The 26178-nt window shown below is 64.3% G+C and carries 19 protein-coding genes; 14 read left to right on the top strand and 5 right to left on the bottom strand.

Annotated features, from left to right (window positions below):
* The first annotated feature begins 141 nt into the window (after positions 1 to 141).
* Positions 142 to 1566: an FAD-binding oxidoreductase gene (locus tag SO180_RS13290; RefSeq protein WP_449379273.1), complete on the top strand. Its 1425-nt coding sequence runs from the start codon at positions 142 to 144 to the stop codon at positions 1564 to 1566.
* Positions 1567 to 1636: 70 nt separating this feature from the next.
* Here SO180_RS13290 and SO180_RS13285 read toward each other — a convergent pair whose 3' ends face one another.
* Complete coding sequence (locus tag SO180_RS13285) at positions 1637 to 1918, bottom strand: hypothetical protein (RefSeq protein ID WP_449379272.1); 282 nt, start codon at positions 1916 to 1918, stop codon at positions 1637 to 1639.
* Positions 1919 to 1954: 36 nt separating this feature from the next.
* Here SO180_RS13285 and SO180_RS13280 point away from each other — a divergent pair, with 36 nt between their 5' ends.
* Both SO180_RS13280 and SO180_RS13275 read left to right on the top strand, forming a co-directional pair.
* On the top strand, positions 1955 to 3001 hold the full coding sequence (locus tag SO180_RS13280) for a Spy/CpxP family protein refolding chaperone (RefSeq protein WP_449379271.1): 1047 nt from the start codon (positions 1955 to 1957) through the stop codon (positions 2999 to 3001).
* A 97-nt stretch (positions 3002 to 3098) separates the two neighbouring features.
* A complete protein-coding gene (locus tag SO180_RS13275) occupies positions 3099 to 3500 on the top strand; it encodes a hypothetical protein (protein ID WP_449379270.1) in 402 nt (133 codons plus the stop codon).
* Positions 3501 to 3510: 10 nt separating this feature from the next.
* Here SO180_RS13275 and SO180_RS13270 read toward each other — a convergent pair whose 3' ends face one another.
* The 3 genes from SO180_RS13270 to SO180_RS13260 form a co-directional block, all read right to left on the bottom strand.
* Positions 3511 to 5190 (bottom strand): SulP family inorganic anion transporter, encoded by a 1680-nt coding sequence (locus SO180_RS13270; RefSeq protein ID WP_449379269.1) that lies wholly within the window; start codon positions 5188 to 5190, stop codon positions 3511 to 3513.
* A gap of 121 nt (positions 5191 to 5311) precedes the next feature.
* Positions 5312 to 6796: a caspase family protein gene (locus SO180_RS13265; protein ID WP_449379268.1), complete on the bottom strand. Its 1485-nt coding sequence runs from the start codon at positions 6794 to 6796 to the stop codon at positions 5312 to 5314.
* A gap of 146 nt (positions 6797 to 6942) precedes the next feature.
* On the bottom strand, positions 6943 to 7863 hold the full coding sequence (locus SO180_RS13260) for a LysR family transcriptional regulator (RefSeq protein ID WP_449379267.1): 921 nt from the start codon (positions 7861 to 7863) through the stop codon (positions 6943 to 6945).
* Positions 7864 to 7959: 96 nt separating this feature from the next.
* Between SO180_RS13260 and SO180_RS13255 the strand changes: the two genes are divergently transcribed.
* From SO180_RS13255 to SO180_RS13220, 8 genes are all read left to right on the top strand, one after another.
* Positions 7960 to 8400 carry a DoxX family protein gene (locus tag SO180_RS13255; protein ID WP_449379266.1) on the top strand — a complete coding sequence of 147 codons (441 nt, stop codon included), beginning with the start codon at positions 7960 to 7962 and terminating at the stop codon, positions 8398 to 8400.
* A 409-nt stretch (positions 8401 to 8809) separates the two neighbouring features.
* Positions 8810 to 9841, top strand: a complete 1032-nt coding sequence (locus SO180_RS13250) for a TRAP transporter substrate-binding protein (RefSeq protein ID WP_449379265.1) — start codon at positions 8810 to 8812, stop codon at positions 9839 to 9841.
* Between the two features lie 7 nt (positions 9842 to 9848).
* Positions 9849 to 11708: a TRAP transporter large permease gene (locus tag SO180_RS13245; RefSeq protein WP_449379264.1), complete on the top strand. Its 1860-nt coding sequence runs from the start codon at positions 9849 to 9851 to the stop codon at positions 11706 to 11708.
* 14 nt (positions 11709 to 11722) lie between these two features.
* On the top strand, positions 11723 to 12700 hold the full coding sequence (locus tag SO180_RS13240) for a hydroxyacid dehydrogenase (protein ID WP_449379263.1): 978 nt from the start codon (positions 11723 to 11725) through the stop codon (positions 12698 to 12700).
* 272 nt (positions 12701 to 12972) lie between these two features.
* Positions 12973 to 13260, top strand: a complete 288-nt coding sequence (locus SO180_RS13235) for a hypothetical protein (protein ID WP_449379262.1) — start codon at positions 12973 to 12975, stop codon at positions 13258 to 13260.
* A 231-nt stretch (positions 13261 to 13491) separates the two neighbouring features.
* Positions 13492 to 15507: a caspase family protein gene (locus SO180_RS13230; protein WP_449379261.1), complete on the top strand. Its 2016-nt coding sequence runs from the start codon at positions 13492 to 13494 to the stop codon at positions 15505 to 15507.
* Positions 15508 to 15536: 29 nt separating this feature from the next.
* The gene (locus tag SO180_RS13225) at positions 15537 to 15623 is read left to right on the top strand and encodes a hypothetical protein (protein WP_449379324.1); all 87 of its coding nucleotides are present in this window, start codon (positions 15537 to 15539) and stop codon (positions 15621 to 15623) included.
* 577 nt (positions 15624 to 16200) lie between these two features.
* Positions 16201 to 17769: a winged helix-turn-helix domain-containing protein gene (locus SO180_RS13220; RefSeq protein WP_449379260.1), complete on the top strand. Its 1569-nt coding sequence runs from the start codon at positions 16201 to 16203 to the stop codon at positions 17767 to 17769.
* A 117-nt stretch (positions 17770 to 17886) separates the two neighbouring features.
* Here the strand turns inward: SO180_RS13220 and SO180_RS13215 are convergent, their stop codons facing one another.
* Positions 17887 to 19047, bottom strand: a complete 1161-nt coding sequence (locus tag SO180_RS13215) for an ABC transporter substrate-binding protein (RefSeq protein WP_449379259.1) — start codon at positions 19045 to 19047, stop codon at positions 17887 to 17889.
* Between the two features lie 327 nt (positions 19048 to 19374).
* On the opposite strand from SO180_RS13215, the gene SO180_RS13210 reads away from it, so the two are divergent.
* From SO180_RS13210 to SO180_RS13200, 3 genes are all read left to right on the top strand, one after another.
* Positions 19375 to 21777 (top strand): bifunctional diguanylate cyclase/phosphodiesterase, encoded by a 2403-nt coding sequence (locus SO180_RS13210; protein ID WP_449379258.1) that lies wholly within the window; start codon positions 19375 to 19377, stop codon positions 21775 to 21777.
* A 221-nt stretch (positions 21778 to 21998) separates the two neighbouring features.
* Positions 21999 to 23300: an MFS transporter gene (locus tag SO180_RS13205; protein ID WP_449379257.1), complete on the top strand. Its 1302-nt coding sequence runs from the start codon at positions 21999 to 22001 to the stop codon at positions 23298 to 23300.
* Positions 23301 to 23456: 156 nt separating this feature from the next.
* On the top strand, positions 23457 to 26042 hold the full coding sequence (locus SO180_RS13200) for an EAL domain-containing protein (RefSeq protein WP_449379256.1): 2586 nt from the start codon (positions 23457 to 23459) through the stop codon (positions 26040 to 26042).
* Positions 26043 to 26178: the final 136 nt, after the last annotated feature.

Raw genomic sequence — 26178 nt, 5'->3', positions numbered from 1 at the left:
ATATGTCCTTTGCCACGGTCCTTAGATCATGATCCGCAAAAGTGTGCAGCGGTTTTCCGAAAGGATCATGCTCAAACAACAAGCTAAAGCGCGATGACGATTCATCCTGATTTCATCGCGCTTGAGTCGGGAGGAATGTCCGTGGGTATGACCATCACCAATAATCCGCCGCGGCCCGAGCCGAAAGCCCTGGCGAGTGCGCTCGAAGCGCTCGCCGCGCGCTTCGGCAACCGCTTCATCACCTCGCAGGCCGTGCGCGAGCAGCACGGTCACACCACGACCTGGCTCGCCAACCAGCCGCCGGATGGCGTGGTGATGGCGCAGGAGACCAAAGACATCCAGGACGTGGTGCGGATCTGCGCTGGAAACGGCGTGCCCGTGATCGCGTTCGGCACCGGCACCTCGCTCGAGGGCCAGGTGAATGCGCCGGCCGGCGGCATCTGCATCGACCTGCGCGACATGAACAAGGTGCTCGCGGTGCATGCCGAGGACCTCGATTGCGTGATTGAGCCCGGCGTGACGCGCAAGGCGCTCAACGAGCATCTGCGCGACCAGGGCCTGTTCTTTCCGATTGATCCCGGCGCGGATGCGTCGCTCGGCGGCATGGCCTCGACGCGCGCCTCAGGCACCAATGCGGTACGCTACGGCACCATACGCGAGAGCGTGCTGGCGCTGAAGGTCGTGCGCGGCGATGGCGAAATCATCACGACCGGCACGCGCGCGAAGAAGTCGTCGGCCGGTTACGATCTGACGCATCTCTTCGTCGGCGCCGAAGGTACGCTCGGCATCATCTCGGAGCTCACCATCCGCCTGCGCGGCATCCCCGAGATGATCGCGGCCGGCGCGGTCTCGTTTGAAACGGTGCATGGCGCCTGCCAGGCGGTGATCCTCGCGATCCAGACCGGCATTCCCGTGGCGCGCATCGAGCTGCTCAACGCCGCGCAGGTGAAGGCTTGCAACGCCTATTCGAAATTGACGCTGCCGGAGACGCCGCTACTACTGGTCGAATTCCACGGCAGCGAGATCGAGGTCGCCGAGCAGTCCAAGGCGTTCGGCGAGATCGCCAGGGATTGCGGCGGCGGTGATTTCTCCTGGACCACCAAACCCGAGGATCGCACAAAACTGTGGCAGGCGCGGCACGACGCCTACTGGTCCGTCAAGGCGCTGCGGCCCGGCGACAGCATCGGGGTGGTCGCAACCGACGTCTGCGTGCCGATCTCGCGGCTTGCGGATTGCGTCAGCGAGACCGAGGAAGATCTCAAGCGTCTCAACCTGTTGTCGCCGATCGTCGGCCATGTCGGCGACGGCAATTTCCATTGCTCGCTGGTATGCGACACCAACGACGCAGACGAGATGGCGCGCGGCGAGGAGTTCATGCATCGCCTTGTCGAGCGCGCGCAGGCGATGGACGGCACCTGCACTGGCGAGCACGGCATCGGCCAGGGCAAGCAGAAATACCTCAAGGCCGAGCTCGGTCCCGAGGCGCTGGATGCGATGCGGGCGCTGAAGAAGGCGCTCGACCCGCAGAACATCTTCAATCCGGGCAAGATCGTGCCGGCGGCGTAGCGCCGCGGGCTCCACCTGCGGGAACTTTTGGCAAGTCGGCCGGTTCCAATTCCCGACACGTTCCGATGCCTCAATGGCGCGGCACCTTCGGGAGGATGCGATGTTGCGACCGGTCATTGGAATTGCCGCAATGGTGCTTGCCTGCATGCTGGCGGGCGCGGCGCTGGCGAAGGGCGGACATGGCGGCGGTGGCCATGGTGGCGGACATGGCGGCGGGCACGGTGGTGGACATCGCGGCGGCGGGCATGGCGGTGGTCATCATGGTGGCGGCCATTTCGGCGGTCATGGTTTCGGTCACGCGCATTTCGGCGGGCATCACGGCGGGATGCGGTTTGCAACCGGTGCCCGACATGGCCGCTCGAGCTTTGGTCAGATCCGCAATGCGGCAGTGCGCCCTGCAAACTTCCGCAACGCGCTGAACGTCCACTCCAGTGCCTTCCGCAACGGTCGGCTGATCAGCAATCCGGCGGCGCGGGCCCAGATCGCAGCCGCGGCTGCGCTCGCCGGCTGGCACGGCGCAAGCAGCGGATGGTGGCAGCATCCCGGCGGCTTCTATGGCTGGGTGGGACCGTTGTTCTGGCCGTTCGCCTATAACGATCTCTACGACTACACCATTTGGGGCGATGGTCTCGGCTTCTGGGGCTACGGCTATCCCGACATCTATGCCGGCATCTTCGGCCCATACGGCTATGATGGCCTCGCAACCTATCTGCCGCAACGCTCGTATGGACGACGGCAGCCGCGCGGCGTTGGCCTCGATCAACTCTGCGGCAGCGATCGCCGCGAGATCGTCGGTCTGCCGATCGACCAGATCGCGGATGCGGTGCAGCCGACTGACGCACAAGGCGCCGATCTCGATGCTCTCGGCAATGCCTCGATCCAGGCCGCCGAGTTGATCCGCGCATCCTGTCCAACGCAGGTCGCGGCGACGGCGCCCGGCCGGCTCGCGGCCATGCAGCAGCGCGTCGAGGCGATGACGAAGGCCGTCGATCTCGTCCAGCCCACGCTCGACAAATTCTACGGTGCGCTCACCGACGAGCAGAAGGCGCGCTTCAATGCGCTGGCCGAAGACCAGCGCCGCGCAGCGGCTTCAAGCAACGCCAATGCATCGCTCGTGCAGAATTGCGGTACGCCTGTTGGGCTCGATTGGCCAGGCGCAGAAATCGAAGCGAGGCTTCACCCCGACGACACCCAGCGCGGCGCGTTGCAAGTGCTCCAGGATACCAGCGCCAAGGTCAGCGCATCGCTCAAGGCGGCCTGCCAGCCCAGCGACGTGATGACGCCGCCGGCGCGCATGGCTGCGATCCGCAAGCGGCTCGATGTGATGCTCGACGGCGTCAAGTCGGTGCGATCAGCGCTTGAGGATTTCTATGCGACGCTCAATGACGAGCAGAAGGCGCAATTCGAGGCGATCGGTCCGCGTCGGACGTCCTGAGCGCGTCGCAAGCCAAAGGCGTGGCGGGAAAAACCGTCTCGCCGAGCGCGGTCGAGTTCAATATGCTGGGGGGTGTCTGAAGGCCACGGGTAGAGCGATGAAGTGGTTAGCGCGACAAAAGCCCGGAGACATCTGGGACGAGCCGGTTTCGGGCCCGATCGGCGACATTGAGGCCGCCGACCGGATCCGGAATATTTGCCAGTCCGCGACTGCGAGCGCCGAGCTGATCGGCGACTTTGCCGCGCGCCCCGACAATCGTGAAAAATCGGTGCAGAAACAGAGGAAGCACGAGAGCGAACGCTATCAGCGTGCCGCAAGAGCCGCGATGGGAATCGCAATGAAGATGTCTGACGATCTCATGCGCGACGACGCCGTTCGGCGGATCGTGGAGCTCTGCATGAAGGCCAACGATGTCGAGACGGCTCAGATATTGAACCGCGCCGTGCAGACCGCCTGGGTCAGGGAAGCGATCCGCCGGGATTATCCGGCGCTGGGCTAGCGTGCCGAATTCATTGCTTTGCCAGCGCGTGGATGGCTTCGTCGACGCTGTGGAAGACATGCTGCCGTGGCAGGATGTCGAACAGCGCAAAACGCTCGAACGCGTTCTGCGCCCGCACCGATTCCAGCCGCGCCACTGCGACGCTGACGCCCTGTTCGCTGCACGCCCTGAAGATCTCCAGCAGAGCCTGCGCCGCGGTGAAGTCGATCTCGACCATGCCGCTTGCCTCCAGCACCAGGAGTTTTGGCGTCGAGGTCTTCAGCAGGTCCGCAACGTCGTTGCGGAAACCGGGCGCATTGAGGAACGACAGTGGCGCCTGCAATCCGATCACGGCGACGTCGGGAAGGCGTTCGCCCGGGATATGCGGGTGGGTCGGCCACCAGATCGTGGTGCCCGGCACGCGATCGAACTCGACGAGTTTGGCGCGCGTCGTGCTCCAGATGCCGTGCAGCAGCGAGAGCACGATGCCGAGGAACGCACCCTGCTGGATCGGCAGCACGATGATCAGCGCTGCGGTCGCAAGGATCAGCAGGAACTCGCTGAAGGACTGGCGATAGATGGTCGCGATCTGCTTCACGCGAATGATCCGCAGCGCCACGAACAGCAGGATGCCGCCGAGCGCTGCATCCGGCACGTGCTGCAACAGGCCGGTCCCGAACGCGAGCAGCGCCAGCACGATCAGCGCCGCGGCAAGCCCCGACAGTTGCGACCGCCCGCCGGTCTCGACCACGATGCCCGTGCGCGGCGGGCTGGCATTGACCGGAAACGCGCCGAACACGCCCGCAAGAAGGCTGCCGGCGCCGGCGCCGAGGAAATCGCGGTCGACGTCGGCGGGCTTGTCGGGATCGGAGGGAAACGATCGCGTCGTCGCTGCGGTTTGGACCATCACGACGACGGTGACCACGAAGGCCAGCGGAACGAGGCGCACCCACGCCTCGGGGGCAAGCTCCGGCAAGGTCGGCATCGGCAACGTGCCCGGGACTGTGCCGACCACCTTCACGCCTTTGGCTTCGAGCCCGGCCCCGATCACCGCGAGCGTTGCGCCGACGAGTCCGATCAGCGCTCCGGGAATCTTGGGGCTGATCGCCTCGGCGAGGAAGACGACGGCGAGCACGCCGAAGCCGATAAAGATCGTGTAGGGATTGGACCGGCCGAGCTCGCGCGCCAGCGTGCCGATGCGGTCGAGCGTCGGTCCGCCTGGCGCCTCCACGCCGAGCACGCCCGGCAGTTGCGAGACGATGATGTGGACGGAGATGCCGGCGAGGAAGCCCACCATCACCGGCACCGACAACAGATTGGCGATGCCGCCAAGCCGGAAGATACCGCTCGCGACCAGCATCGCGCCGACCATCAGCGCGAGCGCGATCGCAAGCGATTGATATTCCGGCGAGCCGGTCGCGGCGGCCGCGGCAAGGCCGCCGGCGAAGATCGGCGTGATCGTGGAATCGGCGCCGCAGGACAGGAAGCGGTTGCTGCCGAGCAGCGCAAAGCCGAGCGAGCCCGCCATGAAGGCGAAGAAGCCGATCTGCGGCGCGAAGCCGCCGAGCCGCGACGTTGCCATCTGCTCGGGGATGGCGATCGCCGCCAGCGTCAGGCCCGCCATCAGGTCTCCAGGGAGCAGGCCGACCTGGTAGGACGAGAGCGAGCGGAACAACGGCCAGGATGGCTTGGCGTCAGCGTCATGCGGCATCGATACGAATCCCCGGCGACAATGCGGGGAACAGACTAACAGGAATCTGGCGATGTCAGGCGCCCATGAAGATGCCCGCAGACGCTGTATGCATCTGCGGGCGCCTTTTCGATCTCGAGCTCTAATACCTGCGATAATCGCCGTGGTTCATCTCGCCGCCGCGGCCGCCGCCCATGCCCATGCCGAGGCCAATTCCGACGCCGATGCCGATGCCTTCCATGATGGCGCCGGGCGGTGGACCGCGGTCCGGCGGCGGCGGACGGCGATCGACCACGACCTCGTCCGGCGGCGGCTTGCGCTTGGGGGTGTCGACGACCTTCCTCTTCGGCGGCGCGTCGTCGACGCGTTTCTTGATGATCGGCGCGACGATCGGGTTGATCGGCGTCGCCGGTGTCGACGGCGTCGAGCACGGGCAGGTCGGCGCCATCGCGACGGCGACCGGTACTGCGGCGGCCGCAGCCGTCGGCCCGTAGTTGCGGTTCTGCACGCGCAGCAGCAGCCTGCGCGCGGTTGCCGCGAGGTCGCTGCTGCTCCAGTTCGTGAGATACGTCTCGTACGAGGCGCGGGTGTTGATCGCGACCGCCAGCTCCCAGGCCAGCATCTGGCGCCGTCGCTCCAGGATCGTGCGCAGGCGCGGAGTGGCAGGTGCCTGCGCGAACAGCTCGACATAGGCTTGGTACGCGGCGACGGTGTCGTCGGCGATCACGAGATCATAGGCGACCTTGGGCTCCTTGCCCCGCAACTCCTGACGCCAGTCCTCGACGGTGCGGCTCGCGCTGGCCAGTGTCGGCGAACCCGCACCGGGAACGGAAGGCGGCTGACCGCTGCCGTCGCCGAAGAACTTGAAGTCGGCCGTCAGCGACGAGCTTTCCCACGGGATCTGCCGGCCGTCCGTCGACTGGGCGACGGCGACGCGGATGCGCTTGAAGACTTCCTCGATCGGCAGGTTCGGCTGCTTGGTGATCGTCAGCGTCGCCGTGGTGTAGGGACTGTCGACGCCGGAGCCGTCCTCGGCTTCCGCGCCGGGTGAGGTCGAGTAGGAAATGAAGGTGCCTGGCGCGCCGGCCTTGGTGTCGACGATCGCAAGCCCGTGGCCGGCGCCGCTAAGTGCCGGGAAGGGATTGTTGCGACAGGCATCGAGCATGAAGATGCGCGCGCGCGTCGGCAGTGCGCCCAGTGTGTTGAGCAGGTCGTTCAGCCGCACGCCCTGCAAGGGAATGTCGGCCTCGCGCTTCGGATCGAGATCGACCGGCACCAGATAGTTCTCGCCGTCGATCTGCAGGCCGTGGCCGGCATAGAACACCAGCGCGACCGTTTCGGCGCCGCTGGCGCTGACCTTGCCGGCGAAATCGCTGATCGTCTGGCGCATCTCGTTCTGCGCCAGATTGGGCGCGGTGGTGACGTCGAACCCGGCGCTGCCGAGCAGCTCCGTCATGCCCTTGGCGTCGTTGGCGGCGTTGGGCAGTTCGGGCACTGCGCGATAGGCGGACTGACCGATCACGAGCGCGAGCCGCGTTTCGGCGGAGGCGTACGTCAGTGTGATGAGCTGGAAAAGAACGAGAAGGCTGGACGCAAGAAACAAATGGCAAAGGGCGGGACGGCGCATGAAGTCACCTCCATCGGCAATGCGCGCGAGGGTGACAGCTTGTCTAGCCGCGTACCAAGACTGAGTCTGTGCGCTAGCTCACTCTGGGATGTGCGGCAAATTGGGCAGTTCTCTTGCCCAGGGGCGCCCCTCACGTGGTGGCGTCGTCAGAACAGGCCACGATCCCAGGGCGGCTCCGGCGAAAAGCGCGCCGCCAGGAAATCGATGAAGGCGCGGACCTTCGCCGGCGGCCGCCGATCGGGCAGATAGACCGCATGCACCGCCGACGACTGGACCTCCGGCTGGTCGAGCGGCAGCGCCACCAGGGTTCCGGCGCGCAAATCATCGGCGACGATGAAGGTCGGCTGCCGCGCCAGGCCCAGGCCGGCGAGGCTCGCGGCGCGCAGCGCATCGCCATTGTTGGCGCGGAGGTTGCCGCTCACCTGGACGCGGATCTCGCCATCCGCGCCGAACAGCCACTCGGCGGCGCTCGCCTGCTGCGACAGCGTGTAGCCAAGGCAGTTATGGGCAGCGAGGTCGGCGACGGTACGCGGCGTGCCATGTTTGGCGAGGTAAGACGGCGCGGCGCACACGACGAGACGGTTCGGTGCCAAGCGCCGCGCCACCATGCTGGAGTCGCGTAGGCGCCCGATGCGGATCGCGAGGTCCCAGCCTTCCTCGGCGAGATCGACCAGCCGGTCGTTGAGCCCGAGCTCTGCCGTGACCTTGGGATAGCGCTCGGCAAAATCACCGAGCAGCGGCGCGATCTGCCGTGTGCCGAACACCACCGGCACGTTGACGCGGAGCAGGCCGCGCGGCTCGACCCGTTCGGCGGTGACCGCGGCGTCGGCAGTCTCCATGTCGGCCAGGATACGCTCGGAGGATTCGAGATAGCTGCGTCCGGCCTCGGTGATCGACAGTCGCCGCGTGGTGCGATGGAACAGCTTGATGCCGAGGCGGGCTTCAAGCGACGCAACGTGCTTGGTGACCATGGTCTGCGACAGGCCCATCGCGCGCGCGGCGCCGGTGAGGCTGCCGACCGCCGCCACCTTCGCGAAGACTTCCAGGCTGGTCAGGCGGTCAAGCAATGATCTCACTCTCTGGGTGTGAACTATTGTTCCAAAATAGCAGATTATCACCAAATTGAGAATAGATCATAAGGCGGGCCATCAAAGGAGACTGCTATGATCGATTCCCGTACCGCGCCCTATGCGGCGCTGGTGTTGCGCGTGACACTGGGGGCGCTGTTTCTCGCCCATGCCAGCTTGAAGTTTTTCGTCTTTACCCCGGCCGGGACAGCAAAGTTCTTCGGCAGCCTCGGCTTTCCGCCGGAACTCGCCTATCTCGTGATGACGGTTGAGGTGCTGAGCGGCATCGCCCTGATTCTCGGCGTCTGGACCCGCTACGCCGCGCTCGCCGGCATTCCGATCCTGCTCGGCGCCATCTTCACCGTTCACGGCGCCGCCGGCTTCTTCTTCACCAATCCGAAGGGCGGCTGGGAATTCCCGGCCTTCTGGGCCATCGCGCTGTTTGCGCAGGCGCTGCTCGGCGACGGCGCCTATGCGCTTCGCCCCTCGCGCCAGGACGCCGCGCTCGGCGAGTTGAGCGGCGCGCATTCGCGCTGACGCCGTTCGCCAGGACCTATTGCCAGGACTGATTGCCAGGACTGATTGCAAGTACTGATTGAGCGACAAAGGCTGCGGGATGACATCCCGCAGCCTTTTTCGCGTTTCGTTGCGCGGGCAGCGAGAGCCCGATCGCAACCAATATGACTTCTGCATCGATCCATACCCGAATTGGATCGATCGATTATGGGCCTGGCTGAACGCCGTACCGTTCATCGCGCGGCCCGCTGGAAACGGCTGCAAACATAGGCCAATCGCGCGTCGTTCTACCGACGTGCTCACGATTGCCGCGACCCCCGCCGATGGTCCGCTACCCTTGCCTGCTTTGTCGCTTTGGTCCTACAGTCCGACAGACGGCTGCGGCAACGACCGTGGCACGAATAAAAAAGACTTGGGGAGAGAGAGCACCATGACAATTGTGCCAGTGAGCCGTCGCGCGTTCATCAAGTCCTCGACGGCGATAACCGCCGGCCTCGTCTTCTCTCCCGCCATCATCGGCCGAGCCGAAGCCGCGACATTGAAGCTGAAATGCTCCTCGTCGCTGCCCAACGATCCCAAATTTGCCAACGGCCGTGTCTATTACGACAATCTGGTCAAGCAACTGAAGGCCAACGGCCTCGGTGAGCAGGTCGAGGTCGCCTTCTTCCCTGACAACCAGCTGGGCCAGGAAATCGACGTCATCAATTCGGTGAAGCTCGGCGTCATCGACCTGATGGTGTCAGGCTCGTCGATCTCGGCCAATCTGGTGCCGCTCGTCGGCACCTTCGACCTCGGCTATCTCTTTGCGAGCTTCCCGCAGCAGACCAAGGCGTTCGATGCCGGCGCCGCCAAGCCGATCGAGGATGCGCTGCTCAAGGGCGCCAACATCCGCATCATCGCCTGGGCGTATAATTTCGGCTCGCGCAGCGTGCTCGCGAAGAAGCCGGTGAAGACGCCCGAGGATCTCGCGGGCCTGAAGATCAGGACACTGCCCAATCCCGTCATCACGGAATGCCTGCGATTGATGGGCGCAGCGGCGACGCCGCTGGCGTTTGGCGAAATCTACACGGCGCTACAGGCCGGCGTGCTCGACGGGCTCGAGCACGACCCACCGACCATCCTCGCCAGCAAGTTCTTCGAAACGGCAAAGTTTTATGCGTTGACGCAGCACAACTTCTCGCCGCTCGCGATCTACTTCAGTGACATGACCTACAACCGCATGGATCCGAAGCTGCGCGACGGCTTTCTCGATGCTGCGAAGAAGGCCGCGGCCGACACGCGTACGCACGGGCTTGCGGTCGAGAAGGAGGCGCTGGCGGCGCTGACCGAGAAGGGCGTGACGGTGGCCGAATGCGACCGCGAAGCGTTCAGGAAGCGCGTCATGCCGCAGACCGATAACTTCATCAAGGCGCGGCCTGAATCCAAGCCTGTCATCGACATGATCCGCGCGACCCAGGCCTGAGATGACGATGACCGCCGCCGCGTCCCTCTCAGGCGGCCGCCGCGGGAGCATCGCCCTTTTGCTGCGCGTGAGCGACGGGGTCGCGGCCATCCTGCTGGCCGCTGACCTCGTGGTGGTCTGCATCTCGGTGCTGCTGCGCTTCCTCTTCAATGCGCCGGTCGAATGGTCCGACGACGTCGCGCGCGGTCTGATGGTCGGATCGGCCTTCTTCGGCGCGGCGAGCGCGCTCGCGCGCGGTGAGAATGTCGGCGTGTCCTTTTTCCGCGACATGCTGGCTCCGCGGCTTCGGGCGCTGGTCGATGCCGCGAGTGCGCTGCTGATCGTGCTGATCTCGGCCTATGTCGCCTACAATGCGATCAAGCTGGGGACGCTGACCACGGGCCAGACCACGGGATCCGGGCTGCCGCTCGAGCTGACGTTCTATCCGATGGGCGTCGGCGCGCTTTTCATGACCGTGTTCGCGATCGACCAGCTTTGCGCAAGGCCGCTTTCCGAGATCGCCAAGGGTCTCTTTGCGATCGTCATCGTCACCGGCCTCTATCTCGCCTGGGACGCGCTGCTGCCCGCGTCGGTGCCGTCGTCGGGCACGCTGATGCTGATCGGCTTCTTCGTCACGCTGTTCGGCGGCCTGCCGATCGGCTTTGCGCTGGCACTGGCGGCGTTGCTCTTCATCTGGGTGGAGGGCGCGCTGCCCGGCGTCATCTTCGCCCAGCAGATGGCGCGCGGCATCGACAATTTCGTGCTGCTCGCGATCCCCTTCTTCATCCTGGTCGGCTACCTCATGGAAGCCAACGGCATGTCGGTACGCCTGATCGAGCTGTTGCAGCGCGCGGTCGGCCGCATGCGCGGCGGCCTCAACGTCGTGATGGTCACCTCGATGGTGCTGTTCTCCGGCATTTCCGGGTCGAAGATGGCCGATGTCGCCGCGGTCGGCTCGGTGCTGATCCCGGCGGCGCGCCGCTCGCGGCAGAATCCGGGCAGCGCAGTGGCACTGCTCGCGGCCTCCGCCGTGATGGCCGAAACCATTCCGCCCTGCATCAACCTGATCATCCTCGGCTTCGTCGCGAACCTCTCGATCGGCGGCCTGTTCATGGCGGGCCTGCTGCCGGCGGCCCTCATGGCGCTGGTGCTGATCGCCGTGTCCATCATTTTCGGCAAGCCGGCGGCGTCGACTGAGGCCGAGGATCTCGAGCCGCAGATTCCCGTCTCTGGCCTCTGGAGCGGTGCGATCGCATCCTTCGGCCTGATCTTCATGATCTTCACCGGTTTCAAGACCGGCTTTGCCACCGCAACCGAGATCTCCGCCTTCGCCGCGGTGTATGCCGTCCTGGTCGGCAGCCTCGTGTTCCGCGAGCTCACGCTGAAAGCCGCCGCGCACAGTTTCGTGCAGGCGGCGACACGCGCCGGGCTCGTGCTCTTCATCGTCGCTGCCGCTCAGTCGCTCGCCTTCACGCTGACCTTGCAGCAGGTCCCGCACGCGGTCGGCGATTTCATGCTGGGCCTGTCCAAGACCTCCGGCGTCTGGCTGTTCATGCTGCTCGCGATCCTCGTCCTGATCGTGATGGGCTCGGTGCTGGAGGGCGCGGCCGCGCTGATCATCTTCGGGCCGCTGCTCTTGCCGGTCGCGGTCCAGCTCGGCATCGATCCCCTGCATTTCGGCGTCGTGCTGGTGATCGCGATGGGCATCGGCCTGTTCGCGCCGCCGCTCGGGCTCGGTCTTTACGGTGCCTGCCTGATCGGCAATGTGCCGATCGAGCGGACGGTGAAGCCGATCATGGGGTATCTCGGGCTGTTGATGCTCTGCCTGCTCGTGATCGCCTTCGTGCCGTCGATCTCGACCGCGTTGCCGCGCGCATTCGGCTATTAGAGGGAGTTTTCGCAGTGAAGGTTCTGCTGGCTCATACGCCGGAGATGCGCAGGAATTACTACGGCGAGCGCAGCCTGAAAGGCTTGCTGGCGCTCGCCGAGGTGATCATGCACGAGGGCGAGCAGCCGCTCGATGCCGTCGGTCTCGTCCGCGCCGCGGCAGAAGCGGATATCATCGTCGCCGACCGCATGACCGAGGGGCGCGGCGAGATCTTTGCGCAATTGCCGCGCCTCTCCGCCTTCGTCCGCTGCGCCGTCGACATCCGCAATGTCAATGTCGAGGCCGCTTCTGAAGTTGGCGTGCTGGTGACGCGCGCCGGTCCCGGCTTCGTGCAGGCGGTGGCCGAGCTCGCGCTCGGCTTCATGGTTGATCTTTCCCGCGGCGTGTCGCGAACCACGGCGGACTACCAGGCGGGCCGCAAGCCCGAAGCGCGGATGGGGCGTCAGCTCGCCGGCAGCAAGCTCGGCATCATCGGCTTTGGCAGCATCGGGCGCTATCTTGCCGAGGTCGCAAAAGTGCTGCGCATGGAGGTGCTGGTCGCCGATCCCTTCGTGGCGATCGACGATAGCGCGATCAGGCATGTCCTGCTCGACGAACTCCTGGCGGCATCGGATTATGTCGTCTGCCTCGCCATCGCCAACGAACAGACGGAGAATCTGATCGGCGCGGCGGCGTTGGCGCGCATGCAGCAGCACGCCGTCTTCATCAATCTCTCACGGGGCAACCTCGTCGACGAGGCGGCGCTTGCGGCCGCGCTGCGCGAGAGGCGAATCGCCGGCGCCGCGATGGATGTCGGCCGCGCTCCGGACCAGATGCCGACGCCGGAGCTGGCACGGCTTCCCAACGTCATCGCCACACCGCATGTCGGCGGCCTGACGCCGCAGGCGATCGAATATCAGTCGCTGGAAACCGTGCGTCAGGTGGAGGCGATCATCAAGGGCAAGATCCCGCCGGGCGCCGTCAATGCCGAACGCTGGACGCGCCGTCCGTGAAGAGCACTTGAGTCCTGGCGTGTGCTCATAAAGAGGCGGACGCCAACTTCCTGGCGGCCAAGCGCAAATCCTTACGATCAGTCATGGCTTTTGCGCTCATGCCCTGTATTGGGCGCGACCGGCGCCGTGATCATTTCTGCAATTGAACCAACATCAAATCCGGCCACACCAAGACCAAGTAGCGCTCGTGGACGCACCTGGCTTTAACCCTGCCGATTGACGCGCAACACGGCCTGGTCATCAAACCGGTTACTTGATGAGCGGATGTTTGAATGCAGTTCTTTCTTTATGAAATCGTCGCACGCATCGTCGCAATCTATCTTTGCGTCGATTGCTTCCGCACCGTGCGATCTGGCCTTCTCGAGAGAAAGATCACGGCTTACCCGCATAGTACTGGTATTCTGGACTGGATTGTCGACAGTCTTGCAGGATTGTCGAAGCAGGTTGTTCATAGAGACACCGCTCCGGTTCGGTATTGGCTCGAAATGGGTCTGCAGACAGTCAGCCTGGTTGGATGCTCCGTCGTTGCGATATTCGGCTGGTTTCACCCAAACACCTGAGCATCCGCTGATGGCTGAAGAAACTGGGATGCCGCCCCGGACCGGCTGCTCGGGAATGGATCGGCCTGTCTCCCGTGAAGCTCGACGGGGCTCTTGATCGATAGCGGTCCAAGCGGCAAGTCGCCCGGTCTCTGACGTGTGAGTGGCCAACGGACCGTGCCGAAGATCACAATTTGCCTTTCGGCTCATATCATATTCTTATTGAAGCATTGTTCTCCGTAGGAGGCACGGGTGAAAATCCGGTCGTCCCTTTCAGCGCTTCTCTTAAGCCTGCTTCCACTCCTGTTTATGGCGATCACCGACCGGTGCCTTGCCGATACGAGGGTGGCCCTGGTCCTCGGAAACGGGGCCTATCGCAACGTACCGCGCCTGACCAATCCGGCGAACGACGCCGCCGATGTTGCCGCCGCGCTCAAGCTTCTCGGATTCGAAACCATCGTGGCAACAGATCTCGATCGGGCCGGCATGGACGAGGTTGCGATCCGCTTCGCGCGCGCGGCGCGCGGCGCCGATGTCGCACTGCTGTACTACAGTGGTCATGCGCTTCAGTTCGGCGGAGTCAATTATCTGGCGCCGATTGACACGCAACTGACGGATGTCGCGGACCTGCGGCGTCTGGTGCGCCTCGACGACATCATTGCCGACCTACAGCAAGCCAAGAACTTGCGCGTTCTGGTGCTCGATGCCTGTCGCGACAACCCGTTTGCCAACGAACTCCGGCGCTCGCTCGGCGCCAGCCGAGCCGTTCCGCTCCAGCGGGGATTGGCCAAGTTGGACAACGCGCAAGGCATGATCGTCGCCTACGCCACCCAGGCCGGGCAGACCGCGGAGGACGGCGATGGACGCAACAGCCCATACACCACGGCGTTTCTCGCGAACATCAAGGCACCGGAGGAGATTGGGACAATCTTCCGCAGGATCAGCTCGGACGTCTATGAGTCGACCAAGCACAGTCAATTGCCCGAACTTTCCCTGTCGATCATCGGGGAGTTCTACCTGCGTGGAAAGGTGGAGGTCTCGTCGGCGCCTGAGCAGTCCGGCTTGTCCCGAACGTTGCTTGGCACGCAGTTCAATGCCGACGAAGTCCCCTTCCTATGCGATCAATGCCGTGCGCAGATCAAGGCTGCCTTCGCGGGCAAGCCATTGCATTCCGCTCTGGTCGTGGCGATCGACGGGGGATATTACTGGTCGACGGCACGACGCACCGCTCTGGAGGCACGCGCCAACGCGCTGGCTCTATGTTTGAATGCCAACCGGCAAGGCTGCCTCGTCTATGCCATCGATGGCCGGATCAGCTGGGACGAACCGCCGCCGCCCCTTCCGATCGAGCCCTGGTTTTCATCGAGCTCCGGCGTAGCCCGGCCCTTGAACATCCAAGACATCGGCGCGATTCATGCGAGCGATCGGGACAAGGTCGCCCGGCTCTATCGGGAGTTTCACGGCAAGGCTCTCGCCGTCGGGCCGGACTGGCAATGGTCTCTAACTGGCCGGGCCGACTCCGATAACGAAGCTGCTCGTATCGCATTGCAGAGATGTGGCTACATCACCCATTCGCCGTGCCGTGTCGCCGCGATTGCCGATTCGTTAGTCGTCGACCGCAACCTCCTCGATTTTGTGCCCCGCTCGATACCCGCAAGACCCCTGACGCAAAACGTGACGGGACCCGACTACGCGCTGACGGGACCGCAATTCCGGTCAAGCGAAATTCCATTCGTCTGTGATCAGTGCCGCGAGCAGATCGAGCAGCAGTTGAGCGCCAAGCCGGGTCACACCGCGCTCGCCATTTCCTTGTCCGGAGGCTTCTGGCCGACATGGGGGCGGGGCAGCGCAGAGGAGGCTCGGACGCGCGTCCTGGGCGCATGCCTAGGGGCCAGCCAAACAATGTGTTTTGTCTATGCCGTCGACGGAAAGGTGGTGTGGAAGGAAGCTCCGCTGGACGTTCCGCCAGCCCCCTGGTTCAGTCACGCAGGCGAGACACCGCTGGCGGTCGCCGATCCCATCTTCTCGGAAAGGGCACGGACGTACGTCGAGAAGTTCTATTCTCCCGCTTCCGGCCCAAAGGCGATAGCCTACGGCGAAGGTGGCTTTTACGGCTACGGGTATGGCGCGCTACTGAGATCCGAGAACGAGGCAGCGCGCCTGGCGCTTGAACGTTGCGGATTCCTGGTCCAGGCCACATGCCGTGTCATTGCGATCAACGATAGCTTCGTCGTCGACACTGACGCGATTGCGCGCCAGCGCCATTGAACTCCAGCGGCACTGGGCGGCTGGACGGCATGAACGAGCACGGGCTCGCCATCGGCCTGCATCTCGTGAAGGCGCGACCGCGATCGCCCGGCCTCATTTCCAGACGTCGCAACTGAGGCGCCTGAACCGCCGCGTTGCGCACGCGATTGACCGGCTGCCGCCGCTCGAAGGCTGGGCCGCGCGGAAGCTCAGTGCCGAACAGACGTTCACGGCGCTGAACTTCTCCGCCTCACCGGCCTTCCACAACTACGGCAACGCCCAGACGCTGCACACCACCGTTGCCGAGCCGGTCAGGCGACAGCTCTTGATCGGCATCGGCGGCGATGCCGCCGCGCTCGATGAGGATATGCTGGACGTTGATTTCAAATTGTGGGTCGCCGGTGAAGATCTCCCGACAAAGCAGCTCAGGGGGCAGCTCGGCTTGGGTCGGCTATCGCCCGGCGAACGAGAGCGAGGCTATACCGCAAGGTCTGAGCCCCGAAGCGGATGGGTTTACGAGTGCACGCCCTAGTCGATCGACCTGAACATCCCGTTCCTCTGGATCATCGTCAGAAATACTCTTGGTGGCGCGTCGAGCATCCGCACGCCGACCGCGGGGTCGACGAACGGCTTACATTTTCCTTGCCGGCGGCCTATTCTTCTGGCGTCAGACGTCACCATAGCGGCCTCAAAGGGCAACGGGGGGAACGTCCCTTGCGCTATTTCTTCGAACACTACGCGTTCGACACTGACCGGCGCGAGCTGCTGCGCGGATCTGACGTGGTGCCTACGACGCCTCAGGTTTTCGACCTGCTCGATTACCTGATCCGGCACAGGGAGCGCGTCGTCAGCAAGGACGACCTCATCAACGCCATATGGAAAGGACGTGTCGTCTCGGACGCAGCGCTGACGACCCGCCTGAATGTTGCCCGGATCGCAATTGGCGATTCCGGCGGGGAACAGCGCCTCATCAAGACATTGCCGCGGAAGGGCTTCCGCTTCGTCGGACGAGTGCAGGTAGCGCAAGAAAGCAAGGGCGCTGCAGTCACCGACAACGGGATAGAACCGACAACGCCCACGCTCACTCTCCCGGATAAGCCCTCTATCGCCGTGCTGCCGTTCGAGAACCTGAGCGGCGATCCCGAGCAGGAGTATTTCGCGGACGGAATGGCGGAGGAAATTGTCACGGCCCTCTCTCGAAACAAGCAGCTATTCGTCATTGCCCGGAACTCTAGTTTTGCCTTCAAGGACAGATCTGTCGAGATCAAGCAAGTGGCTAGGGATTTGGGGGTTCGATATATTCTCGAAGGGAGCGTCCGGAAATCCGGTAGTCGCGTCAGGATAACCGGTCAGTTGATAGATGCAGCTTCCGGCACGCATCTCTGGGCTGACAGGTACGATGGAGCGCTCGAGGATATCTTTGAGCTGCAGGATCAAGTCGCCGCCAAGGTGGCTGGCGCAATTGCGCCAAGCGTGAACCAAGCTGAAATAGAACGTGCCAAACGAAAGCCCACCAGTAATCTTGATGCGTACGACTACTATCTGCGTGGGGAGGCGGCACATTTCGAATACACGAGGGACGCCACGGATCGAGCCATTGGTCTCTACGAGCGGGCGATTGCGCTGGATCCGCAGTTTGCACTGGCCAACGCTGCACTGGCAGCGACGTTGAGCACCCGCAAATCCTGGGGATGGAGTACCGATCCAGAATCCGACAAATCTCAGGCCATCGCGTACGCCAAGACCGCTTTGCGTCTGGAGAGGCAAGACGCTTTGGTGTTGGCGCGATCGGCACTGGTTCTGACATTCAACAGCAATGAAGTCGAACTGGCCGATAGTCTTCTGGATGAGGCAATTCACCTTGATCCAAACGGAATGTCGGGATGGATGTGGGGTGGATGGACCAAAACCATCTTGGGCGACTCGCGAACCGCGATTGACTACCATCAGCGCGCATTGAGACTAAGCCCGCTGGATGTGCGCATCATCTTCGCACACGAAGGATTAGCTTTCGCCCACTTCTTTCTCGGCAACTATAAGGAGGGGCTTGCGTTCGCAGCCAACATGTTGCGTCATCATTCGACCTACACGCAGGGCCTACGCATGGCAATGGCTTGTCATGCCATGTTGGGCAACATAGAAGCTGCACAAAAGCTCTGGCAGCAAGTTGCCCTTCTCTCTCCGTCTGATTGTTTGTCCGGGAGGCGAGAGCGCGCTCCATGGAGAGATCAGGACGTTGCGAGATTGGAGGAAGCCTATCGCCTTGCTGGAATGCCGGACTGAGCGACCGTTCGTCTGCTATTTGCCCGGCAGGGATCTTTCGTGAGGTCCGCCATAGCGCCGCCATAAGGGGTGCAGCGGACCTCGCACGCGCCCTGACTGCGGTGCGGGGTACAAGCTCTAGTCGATCGGCTTGAACGTCCCGTCCTTCTGGATCATCGTCAAGAACACTTTTGGTGGCGTGTCGATCATGCGGATGCCAACGGTGATGCTGCTTCCGCTGATCTCGAAGCGGCCGACGTCGTTGATGGCGCGCAACAGCCCCGCACGCGTCGGGTTCGGTCCGGCCTTCTCCAGCGCCGCGGCGGCAAGGCGCGCGGAGATATAACCTTCGAGCGACACGAAGTCCGGCGTCAGCGTCGGGTCGAGCGTCGTCTGCGCCGCCTGGTAGTCGGCAACGAGCTCTTGCGATGCGTCCCAGGGAAACGGCACGACCTGCGAGACGATGACGCCTTCGCCCTCGGGCCCGAGCTCCTTGGCCAGCGCGTTGGCGCCGACGAAGGAGATGTTGACGAAGGTCGGATTGAGACCGCTGCGGTGCACGAGCTTGATGAACTCCGCGCACGGGCCGTAGGTCCCGACCATGACGATGGCTTCCGGCTCGGCGCGCCTGAGCATCCGCCAGGCAGACGCAACGGCCTTGGTGTTACGCTCAAAGGTGCCTTCGGCCGCAAGCTCGAGGCCGCGCTTGGCGAGCGCGCGTTTCACGCCCAGGAGACCGTCGCGCCCGAAGGCGTCATCCTGGTAGAAGATGCCGATGCGGCTGAACTTGCGGTCTTCGGTGAGATGCTTGATCCAGGCCTCGGCCTCCGCGCCGTAGGAGGCGCGGATGTTGACGACGTTGCCGAGCTCCAGATCGCGCAGGAATTCCGCGCCGCTGAACGGGCCGATGAAGGGAATGTTCCTGAGGCTGGTGATCGGAATGGTCGCCATCGCGGTCGGCGTGCCCACCGCGCCGATCAGTGCGAACACCTTGTCCTCGTCGATCAGCCGCAGCGTCTGCGCCACCGACCGGTCGGGATCATAACCGTCATCGCGGCTGATGAGTTGCAGCTTGCGGCCATGGACGCCGCCCTTGGCATTGATCTCGGTGAAAGCGGCGACGATGCCTTGCCGCATGCGCAAGCCAAGCGCGGAGGAGGGCCCTTCAAGCGCCGCAGCCTGGCCGAACAGGATCGCGTCGGCGCTGACGCCGGCCTCCTCGCTTCGCGCCGTCGGCGCGGTGAGCGCGACCAGCGCGACGGCCAGAACGATGCATGTCGCGGAACGGACTCGTGTCATGACGAAGTTGATAGGGGATTTGCGGTAATTACGGGAAGACGATAGTTCCGCTGTTCTGAACAGCTCGCTAACCGCGAGGCTGACCGCACTCCGTATTACTCCGGTGAAATCCGTGCAGATTGTTTCCAAGATGCGGCGACTTGCGGGGTAACCGTTAACTAAGCCCCGCAGTCGCGTGTGGTCTCGCAGTGAAATTGTGCACTTCTTAACCGAGCTCCATGTCCCATCGGCGTCCCGACGGCTCAACCAGAAGTTCGATCCGTCACGCCAGAGGGACGGCTGAGAGAGATGGGCGATCGCGATCAGAATGATCAGGATCGGAAGCGCATGATCGGGCGATGGAGCCCTGCGAAGCTAGCCGGGATCTATCGTCCTGCGCTCGTCGCAGCAGGCCTAGGCGTCTTGTTCTCGGTGGTGGGCGCGGCCGCGGTCGGGCGCTGGGAGGACCGCGTCAACAAGGTCGAGTTCGAGAGCGCGGCCGAAACCGAAGCCATCGTCATGCAGAACGGCATGAACGAATATATCAGCCGGCTCGTGGCGCTGCGTACCCTGTTCGAGTCGGCCAACGAGGACGTCACCCGCAGCGAGTTCGAGACTTTCGCCGGCCGACTGTTCGAGCATCACCCCGGCATGCTCCGCGTCGCCTGGCTGCCGCGCATCAACCGCAAGGAGCGCGCCGAATACGAGGCCGCCGCGGTCGCGGACGGCGTGTCCGGCTATCGCATCAAATCGTTTCAGGGCCAAGGAAGCGATCAGGGCTTTGCGACCGCGCCGCAGGGCGAGGAGTATTTCCCGGTCTTCTATTCCACGCAGCCGAAGACCTCGCTCGTCTACGGGATGGACTATGCCAGCATTCCGGATCGCCATGCCGCGATCGAGCGCGCGCGCGACCATGACCGGATCGCAGCGCTGCGCACGCAACTCTACGAGCCGCGGGAAGGCGGCCAGTCGCCCAACGTCCTCGTCGTCGTTCCCGTCTACGCCAAGGGCACCTCGCGCGACACGGTTGCCGATCGCCGCCGCAACCAGGCGGGCGTCATCGTCGCCGTGTTCGATCTGCCGCTGCTGCTGCGCGCCATCCGGACCACGACGGCGGCGAGTCCCGCGATCAGCGTCAACGTCTATCCGCCCTTCACGGCGCAGATCGTCAGCCTCGAGCAGTCGCTGCCGGATTTCTCGTCCTCGGCAACCGCGCCGCAATCGATGAGCGACGTGTCGAAAAGCGTGCACTGGTCGGGTGGCTTGCGGATCGGCGACACCGATTGGCAGGTGCGTGCCGTGCCGACTGCTGGCGGTCCGCTGGAAACCGCCTATGATCGCGCGCTCACGGTGCTGGTTGTGGGCATGCTTCTGACGCTGTCGCTGGCGAGCTATCTCGTGCTCGCAAGCCGCAATTCGCGGCGGCTGTCGCTTGCCAACCGCCGGGTGCTCGAGCTCGCCCAGACCGACATCCTGACCGGCCTGCCGAACCGCGCCTTCTTCCTCGCGCGGCTGGACGAGATCAACCGTCAGATGCGCGAGGACGGGCTGACGTTCTCGATCCTGATGCTCGATCTCGACCGCTTCAAGAACGTCAACGACTCGCTTGGCCATGGCGCCGGCGACCTCTTGCTGCGCCAGGTGGCGCAGCGCCTGAAATCCGCGCTGCGGGCCAGCGACGTGCTGGCGCGGCTCGGCGGCGACGAGTTCGCGATCATCCAGGAAGGTTGCGACGATCAGCGGGTGTGCTCGACCGAGCTCGCAGGCCGGATCGCCAAGCTCGTCACCGAGCCGTTCTTCCTGCCCGGCCACCGCGTGGAGATCGGCACCAGCATCGGCATCGCGATCGCGCCGGAGCACGGCAGCAATCAGGAACAGCTGCTGAAGAAGGCCGATCTCGCGCTCTACCGCTCGAAAGGTGCAGGGCGCAACTGCTTCACGATCTATGATGAGGCGATGTCGGCCGATCTCGAGGCGCGCAACGTGCTCGAGGGCGACCTGCGCGACGCCATCGCGCGCTGTCAGTTCGAGCTGCACTACCAGCCCTTCGTCGACGTCGCCAACGCCGAGCGCCGCGGCTTCGAAGCGCTGGTGCGCTGGCGTCATCCGACGCGCGGGCTGATCCCGCCGGACCAGTTCATTCCGCTCGCGGAGGAGACCGGCCTGATCGTGGCGCTCGGCGAATGGGTGCTGCGGCGCGCCTGCGAGGACGCGGCGTCATGGCCTTCGGACACGCGAGTCGCCGTCAACCTGTCGCCGGTGCAGTTCAAGGAGGCCGAGCTGTTCGACGTGATCTGCGCGGCGCTGCAGGATTCCGGCCTGCCGCCGGAGCGCCTCGAGATCGAGATCACCGAGTCCGTCCTCTTGGAACGCGGTATCGAGAACCACGCCTTCATGGAGCGGCTCAAGAGCATCGGCATCGAGCTGGCGCTCGACGATTTTGGCACCGGCTATTCGTCGCTCAGCTACCTGACGGCGTTTCCGTTCGACAAGATCAAGATCGACAAGTCCTTCATCTGCAATCTCAGCCATCGGCCGCGCAGCTCGGCCATCATCTCCTCGATCGTGACGTTGGCGCGCGGCCTCGACATGTCGGTGACGGCAGAGGGCGTCGAGACCAGCGAACAGTTCGAGCGGCTGAAGGGGCTCGGCGTGAATTTCGCACAAGGCTATCTCCTGGGAAGGCCGCAGCCGATCGAACGGATGGCGCTTGAGGAGCGGGTCTCCGGCTCGCAGCTCGACGCGGCCTGAGACCGACCGCCGCGCAAAGGTCAGTCGTGCGCCACAGCATGATCCGGAAAAGTGTGGAGCGGTTTTCCGAAAAGATCATTGCTCAAACAACAGCCCAAAGCGGGATGACGATTCATCCTGATCTCATCGCGCTTTAGCGTGGGCCGGGCATGCGCGAAAAGCGCTTGACCCGGACATCCCCTTAATGGTCGGAAAGATCGTCCAGGGATGAAACCATCACAATGCGGCTTCCGTTCTTCTATGGCTGGGTCGTAGTCGCGGTGACCTTCGTCACCATGGCCATCGGCGTCAATGCGCGCACCGCCTTTTCACTGTTCTTTCCTCCCATTATCTCCGAGTTCGGCTGGGAGCGCGGCGTCACCGCGGGCGCCTTCTCGTTCGGCTTCGTGGTCTCGGGCGTGGTTAGTCCGCTGATCGGGCGGCTGATGGATCGCGCAGGCCCCCGCGCGGTGATGGAGGTCGGTGTCGCGCTGATGGCGGGCGGCCTCCTGCTCGCGCCGCTCACGAGCCAGCCTTGGCATCTCTATGTCACCATCGGCGTCATGGTCGGCGCCGGCAGCGTCTGCCTGGGCTATTCCGGCCAGTCGCTGTTCCTGCCGAACTGGTTTATCCGCAAGCGCGGCTTCGCCATCGGGATTGCCTTTGCCGGCGTCGGCATCGGTTCGGTGACCCTGCTGCCCTGGGCGCAGCACATGATCGAGCAGAGCGGCTGGCGCAGCGCCTGCACCGCGATGGGACTGTTGCTGTTGATCGCGCTGGCGCCGATCAACCTGCTGCTCCGCAAGCGGCCTGAGGATCTCGGTTTGCGGCCGGACGGCGACGCGGCGCTGTCGCCGAGCGCGGCACGGCCTGTTTCCAACATCGTCGATCCGGTCTGGGCCGGTACCGAATGGACGCTGAAGAGTGCGCTGCGCACGGCGCGGTTCTGGTGGATCGCGCTCGGCTATTTCTGCGGCCTGTACATCTGGTACGCGGTGCAGGTGCACCAGACCAAATTCCTGCTGGATATCGGCTTTAGCCCGAGCGTCGCAGTGTGGGCGCTCGGCGCCGTCAGCCTGCTCGGCATTCCCGGCCAGATCCTGCTCGGCCATGTCTCGGACCGGATCGGCCGGGAATGGGTCTGGGCGACAAGCTGCGCAGGCTTTGCGATCTGCTTTGCTGCGCTGATCGGCCTGAAATTCGAAGCCTCACTCTGGCTCGTCTACCTGATGGTGTTTACGCAAGGTGCGCTCGGCTACGGGCTGACCTCGATCATGGGCGCGGTGGTGTTCGAGATTTTCGGGGGTAGGAATCAGGGCAGCATCTTCGGCATGATCATGCTGGCCGCGCTTGCGGGCGGCGCGGCCGGGCCCTGGGTGACGGGCATCCTCTATGATCTTGCCGGCGACTACACGCTCGCCTTTGCCATCGCGATGGTCGTCAGCGGATTGTCGGCGCTGTCGATCTGGCAGGCGGCGCCGGGCAAGGTGAGGGCGGTCGCCGGCCGGCTGCACAAGCTTCAGCCCGGAACCGGCGCCCGATAAGTCGCCTCCCTTCGCAATTCCGCGGCTCGTCTTTGCGGAATCTTAAGCATGTCTCATCTTGACGAGCCTACGCCAGGTTGAGCCAACTACTTGGACACCATCGGACCGCTAGGCTCGCCGCCCTTGTCGCACCTTGCGACGCGCCCGAGTCCAACAATGTCGGCTGAGGATTGCCCTGCAATCGGAACTCCGGAAGTCCTGCTGGCTGCGCTTGAGCTGGCCGAGGACGGCGTTGTCATCGTCGATGCCGATCGCCGGATCACGCATTTCAACGCGGCTGCGCAGCAGCTCTGGAAGCTCCCGCGGGCGGACGCGCTCGGACGCGACGTCCGCGTCCTCTCGCTCAAATGCTTGCAGGCCGACCCGGTCACGGATGTCCGCGACGAGATCAGCCTCGTGCGTTGCGACGGCACGCGGCTCAGGGCGGCCATCTCGCTTTCGACCATCACTGCCGACGGCGCGACCCACCATGTCGTCTTCGTTCGCGACGTCACCGAGGAGGCCGAACGTCGCGTGCGGATCGGGCTGCTCAACGCGGTCTCCGACCAGACCAATCGCGCGGTGATCATCACCGATACCGAGCTGAATATCCGCTACACCAACGCGGCCTTCGCCGCTGTGTTCGGCTATGCCTCCGACGAGGCCAATGGGCGGCGCGTGAGCGAGCTCGTGGCCGGACGCCACACCAACCGCAGGGCGCTTGCAAGGCTCGGCAAACGGCTGATGGCGGGTGGCCGGGGCGGCGAAGCCGAGGTGATGCTCTACAGCAAGGATGGCGAGGAGATCTGGGTCGCTGCCAGGATCGATGCCTTCCGCGATCGCAGAGGCCGGGTCAAGCATATCTTCGCCCTGATCGAGGACATCACCGAAACCAAGCAGTTGCGATCGCTCCAGCAATTGATCACGTGCGCGCTTGCCGACGAAGTCCCGATCACCGAGATCGCCGACCGGCTGTGCCGGCGCGTCGAGGAGATCGCGCCCGATGTCGTCTGCTCGCTGCTTCATGTCGATGCCGCCGGTTTCGTGCATCCCCTCGGCGGTCCCAGCCTTCCCGAGGACTATTCGCGGGCGCTGGACGGCGTCGCGATCGGACCCGATGTCGGCTCCTGCGGAACGGCGGCCTACTACGGCAAGCCGGTGCTCGCGGTTGATATCGACAGAGATCCGCGCTGGCAGCCATACAAGGCGATGCCGCTGTCGATCGGCTTGCGCGCTTGCTGGTCGACGCCGATCAAGTCCAAGGAAGGAAGGGTCATTGCCACCTTCGCCTTCTACTACAGGGAGCCGCGCGCGCCGAGCCGCTGGCACCGGCGCATCGTCGATGCCTGCGTCAATCTCGGCGCGCTCGCAATCGAGCGCAAGGAAGCACGCGCTGAGATCGCGCGGCTCGCCTATCACGACATCCTCACCGGCCTGCCGAACCGCGTGCAATTGCGCCACCTGATCACGGCCGCGATCGACGATTGTCGACCCGGCAGCCATGTCGCGCTGGCGTTTCTCGATCTCGACCATTTCAAGGACGTCAATGACACGCTCGGCCACGCCGCGGGCGACGAGCTGCTGGTCGAGCTGGCGCATCGCCTGCGCGCGCAGATCGAGCCCAGCGACATGCTCGGCCGGCTCGGCGGCGACGAATTCGTCATCCTGTTGCCGAACCGCGACGCCGAAAGTGCCGCGCGCGTCGCGAGCCGGATCACCCAGTCGCTCGCGGAGCCGCTGCGGCTAGGCGCGCGGCAGATGCAGATGTCCGCCAGCATCGGCATCAGCCTCTATCCTGATCACGCCACCGATATCGACACGCTGATGCAGCAGGCCGATGCGGCGATGTACAACGCCAAGCAGGCGGGACGTTCCACCCATCGCTTCTTCTGCGCCGACATGAACGGGCTGACCGAGCAGCGCCTCGCTCTCACCGCGGCGCTGCGCAGCGCCATCGCCGAGGACAAGCTCAGCCTGCGCTACCAGCCGCAGATTCGCACCGCCGACGGCGCGATCCATGGCGTCGAGGCGCTGGCGCGCTGGCATGACGTTGATCTCGGCGACGTTTCGCCGGCCAAGTTCATTCCGCTCGCCGAGGAATGCGGCTTGATCGAGCAAATCGGGCTGTGGTCGATCCGCGAGGCCTGCCGCCAGATGGCAGGCTGGCGTCGCGCCGGGCTCGACATCCCCAGCGTATCGGTCAACCTCTCTCCGATCAATTTCCGCAACCTCGTGCTGGCAAAGCATGTCGGAAGTGTCCTCGCAGCGCATGATCTGCCGCCGGACGCGTTGATGCTCGAGATCACCGAGGGCGCGTTCATGCAGGAGCGGGCGGTTGCGCTCGAGACCATGAAGGCGATCCGCGAGCTCGGCGTCGGGCTGTCGCTGGACGATTTCGGGACCGGCTATTCCAGCCTGAGCCGGCTGGCGCATTTGCCGATCCGCGAGCTGAAGATCGACCGCAGTTTCATGCGTGATATCGAAGCCGACGCCGGTGCGCTCGCCATCGCGACCGCTGTCGTGCGCGTTGGTCAGGGCCTTGGCATGACCGTGGTTGCCGAAGGCGTCGAGACCGAGGCGCAGCGCAAGGTGCTGGCCGAGCTCGGCTGCGACGTCGTGCAGGGCTTCCTCTACGCCCCGGCGCTGACACCTGTCGCGTTCGAACGCTGGCTGACCGACCATGGCGCCGACAGAGCGAGGGCGATGCGCGACCATCTCGATCGCGCGCAAGCCGATGCCGCGCCAGTCAAGCGCACGGCCTGACGGCAACAATGCCCGGGCCGTGTGCTCATCAAGGCAATGTCGCTTTCTGACGGCCAAGTAGAAAGTAGCCGCTCCGATTGAGCTTTGCCGGTTTTGACCCGAACGGGCAGGCAACGGCCACAGCACGAAGAACATC

Source organism: Bradyrhizobium sp. UFLA05-112, assembly GCF_053572325.1.
The sequence above is the reverse complement of the archived record's forward strand: the minus strand, read 5'-3'. Positions and strand labels throughout refer to the sequence as shown.

Coding starts and splice junctions, on each gene's coding strand:
- SO180_RS13285 (WP_449379272.1), bottom strand. CDS start 1,918: ATGTCGGGCACCGGTTGCAAACCGCATCCCGCCGTGATGCCCGCCGAA.
- SO180_RS13275 (WP_449379270.1), top strand. CDS start 3,099: ATGAAGTGGTTAGCGCGACAAAAGCCCGGAGACATCTGGGACGAGCCG.
- SO180_RS13270 (WP_449379269.1), bottom strand. CDS start 5,190: ATGCCGCATGACGCTGACGCCAAGCCATCCTGGCCGTTGTTCCGCTCG.
- SO180_RS13265 (WP_449379268.1), bottom strand. CDS start 6,796: ATGCGCCGTCCCGCCCTTTGCCATTTGTTTCTTGCGTCCAGCCTTCTC.
- SO180_RS13255 (WP_449379266.1), top strand. CDS start 7,960: ATGATCGATTCCCGTACCGCGCCCTATGCGGCGCTGGTGTTGCGCGTG.
- SO180_RS13250 (WP_449379265.1), top strand. CDS start 8,810: ATGACAATTGTGCCAGTGAGCCGTCGCGCGTTCATCAAGTCCTCGACG.
- SO180_RS13245 (WP_449379264.1), top strand. CDS start 9,849: ATGACCGCCGCCGCGTCCCTCTCAGGCGGCCGCCGCGGGAGCATCGCC.
- SO180_RS13235 (WP_449379262.1), top strand. CDS start 12,973: ATGCAGTTCTTTCTTTATGAAATCGTCGCACGCATCGTCGCAATCTAT.
- SO180_RS13225 (WP_449379324.1), top strand. CDS start 15,537: ATGAACGAGCACGGGCTCGCCATCGGCCTGCATCTCGTGAAGGCGCGA.
- SO180_RS13215 (WP_449379259.1), bottom strand. CDS start 19,047: ATGACACGAGTCCGTTCCGCGACATGCATCGTTCTGGCCGTCGCGCTG.
- SO180_RS13210 (WP_449379258.1), top strand. CDS start 19,375: ATGATCGGGCGATGGAGCCCTGCGAAGCTAGCCGGGATCTATCGTCCT.
- SO180_RS13205 (WP_449379257.1), top strand. CDS start 21,999: ATGCGGCTTCCGTTCTTCTATGGCTGGGTCGTAGTCGCGGTGACCTTC.
- SO180_RS13200 (WP_449379256.1), top strand. CDS start 23,457: ATGTCGGCTGAGGATTGCCCTGCAATCGGAACTCCGGAAGTCCTGCTG.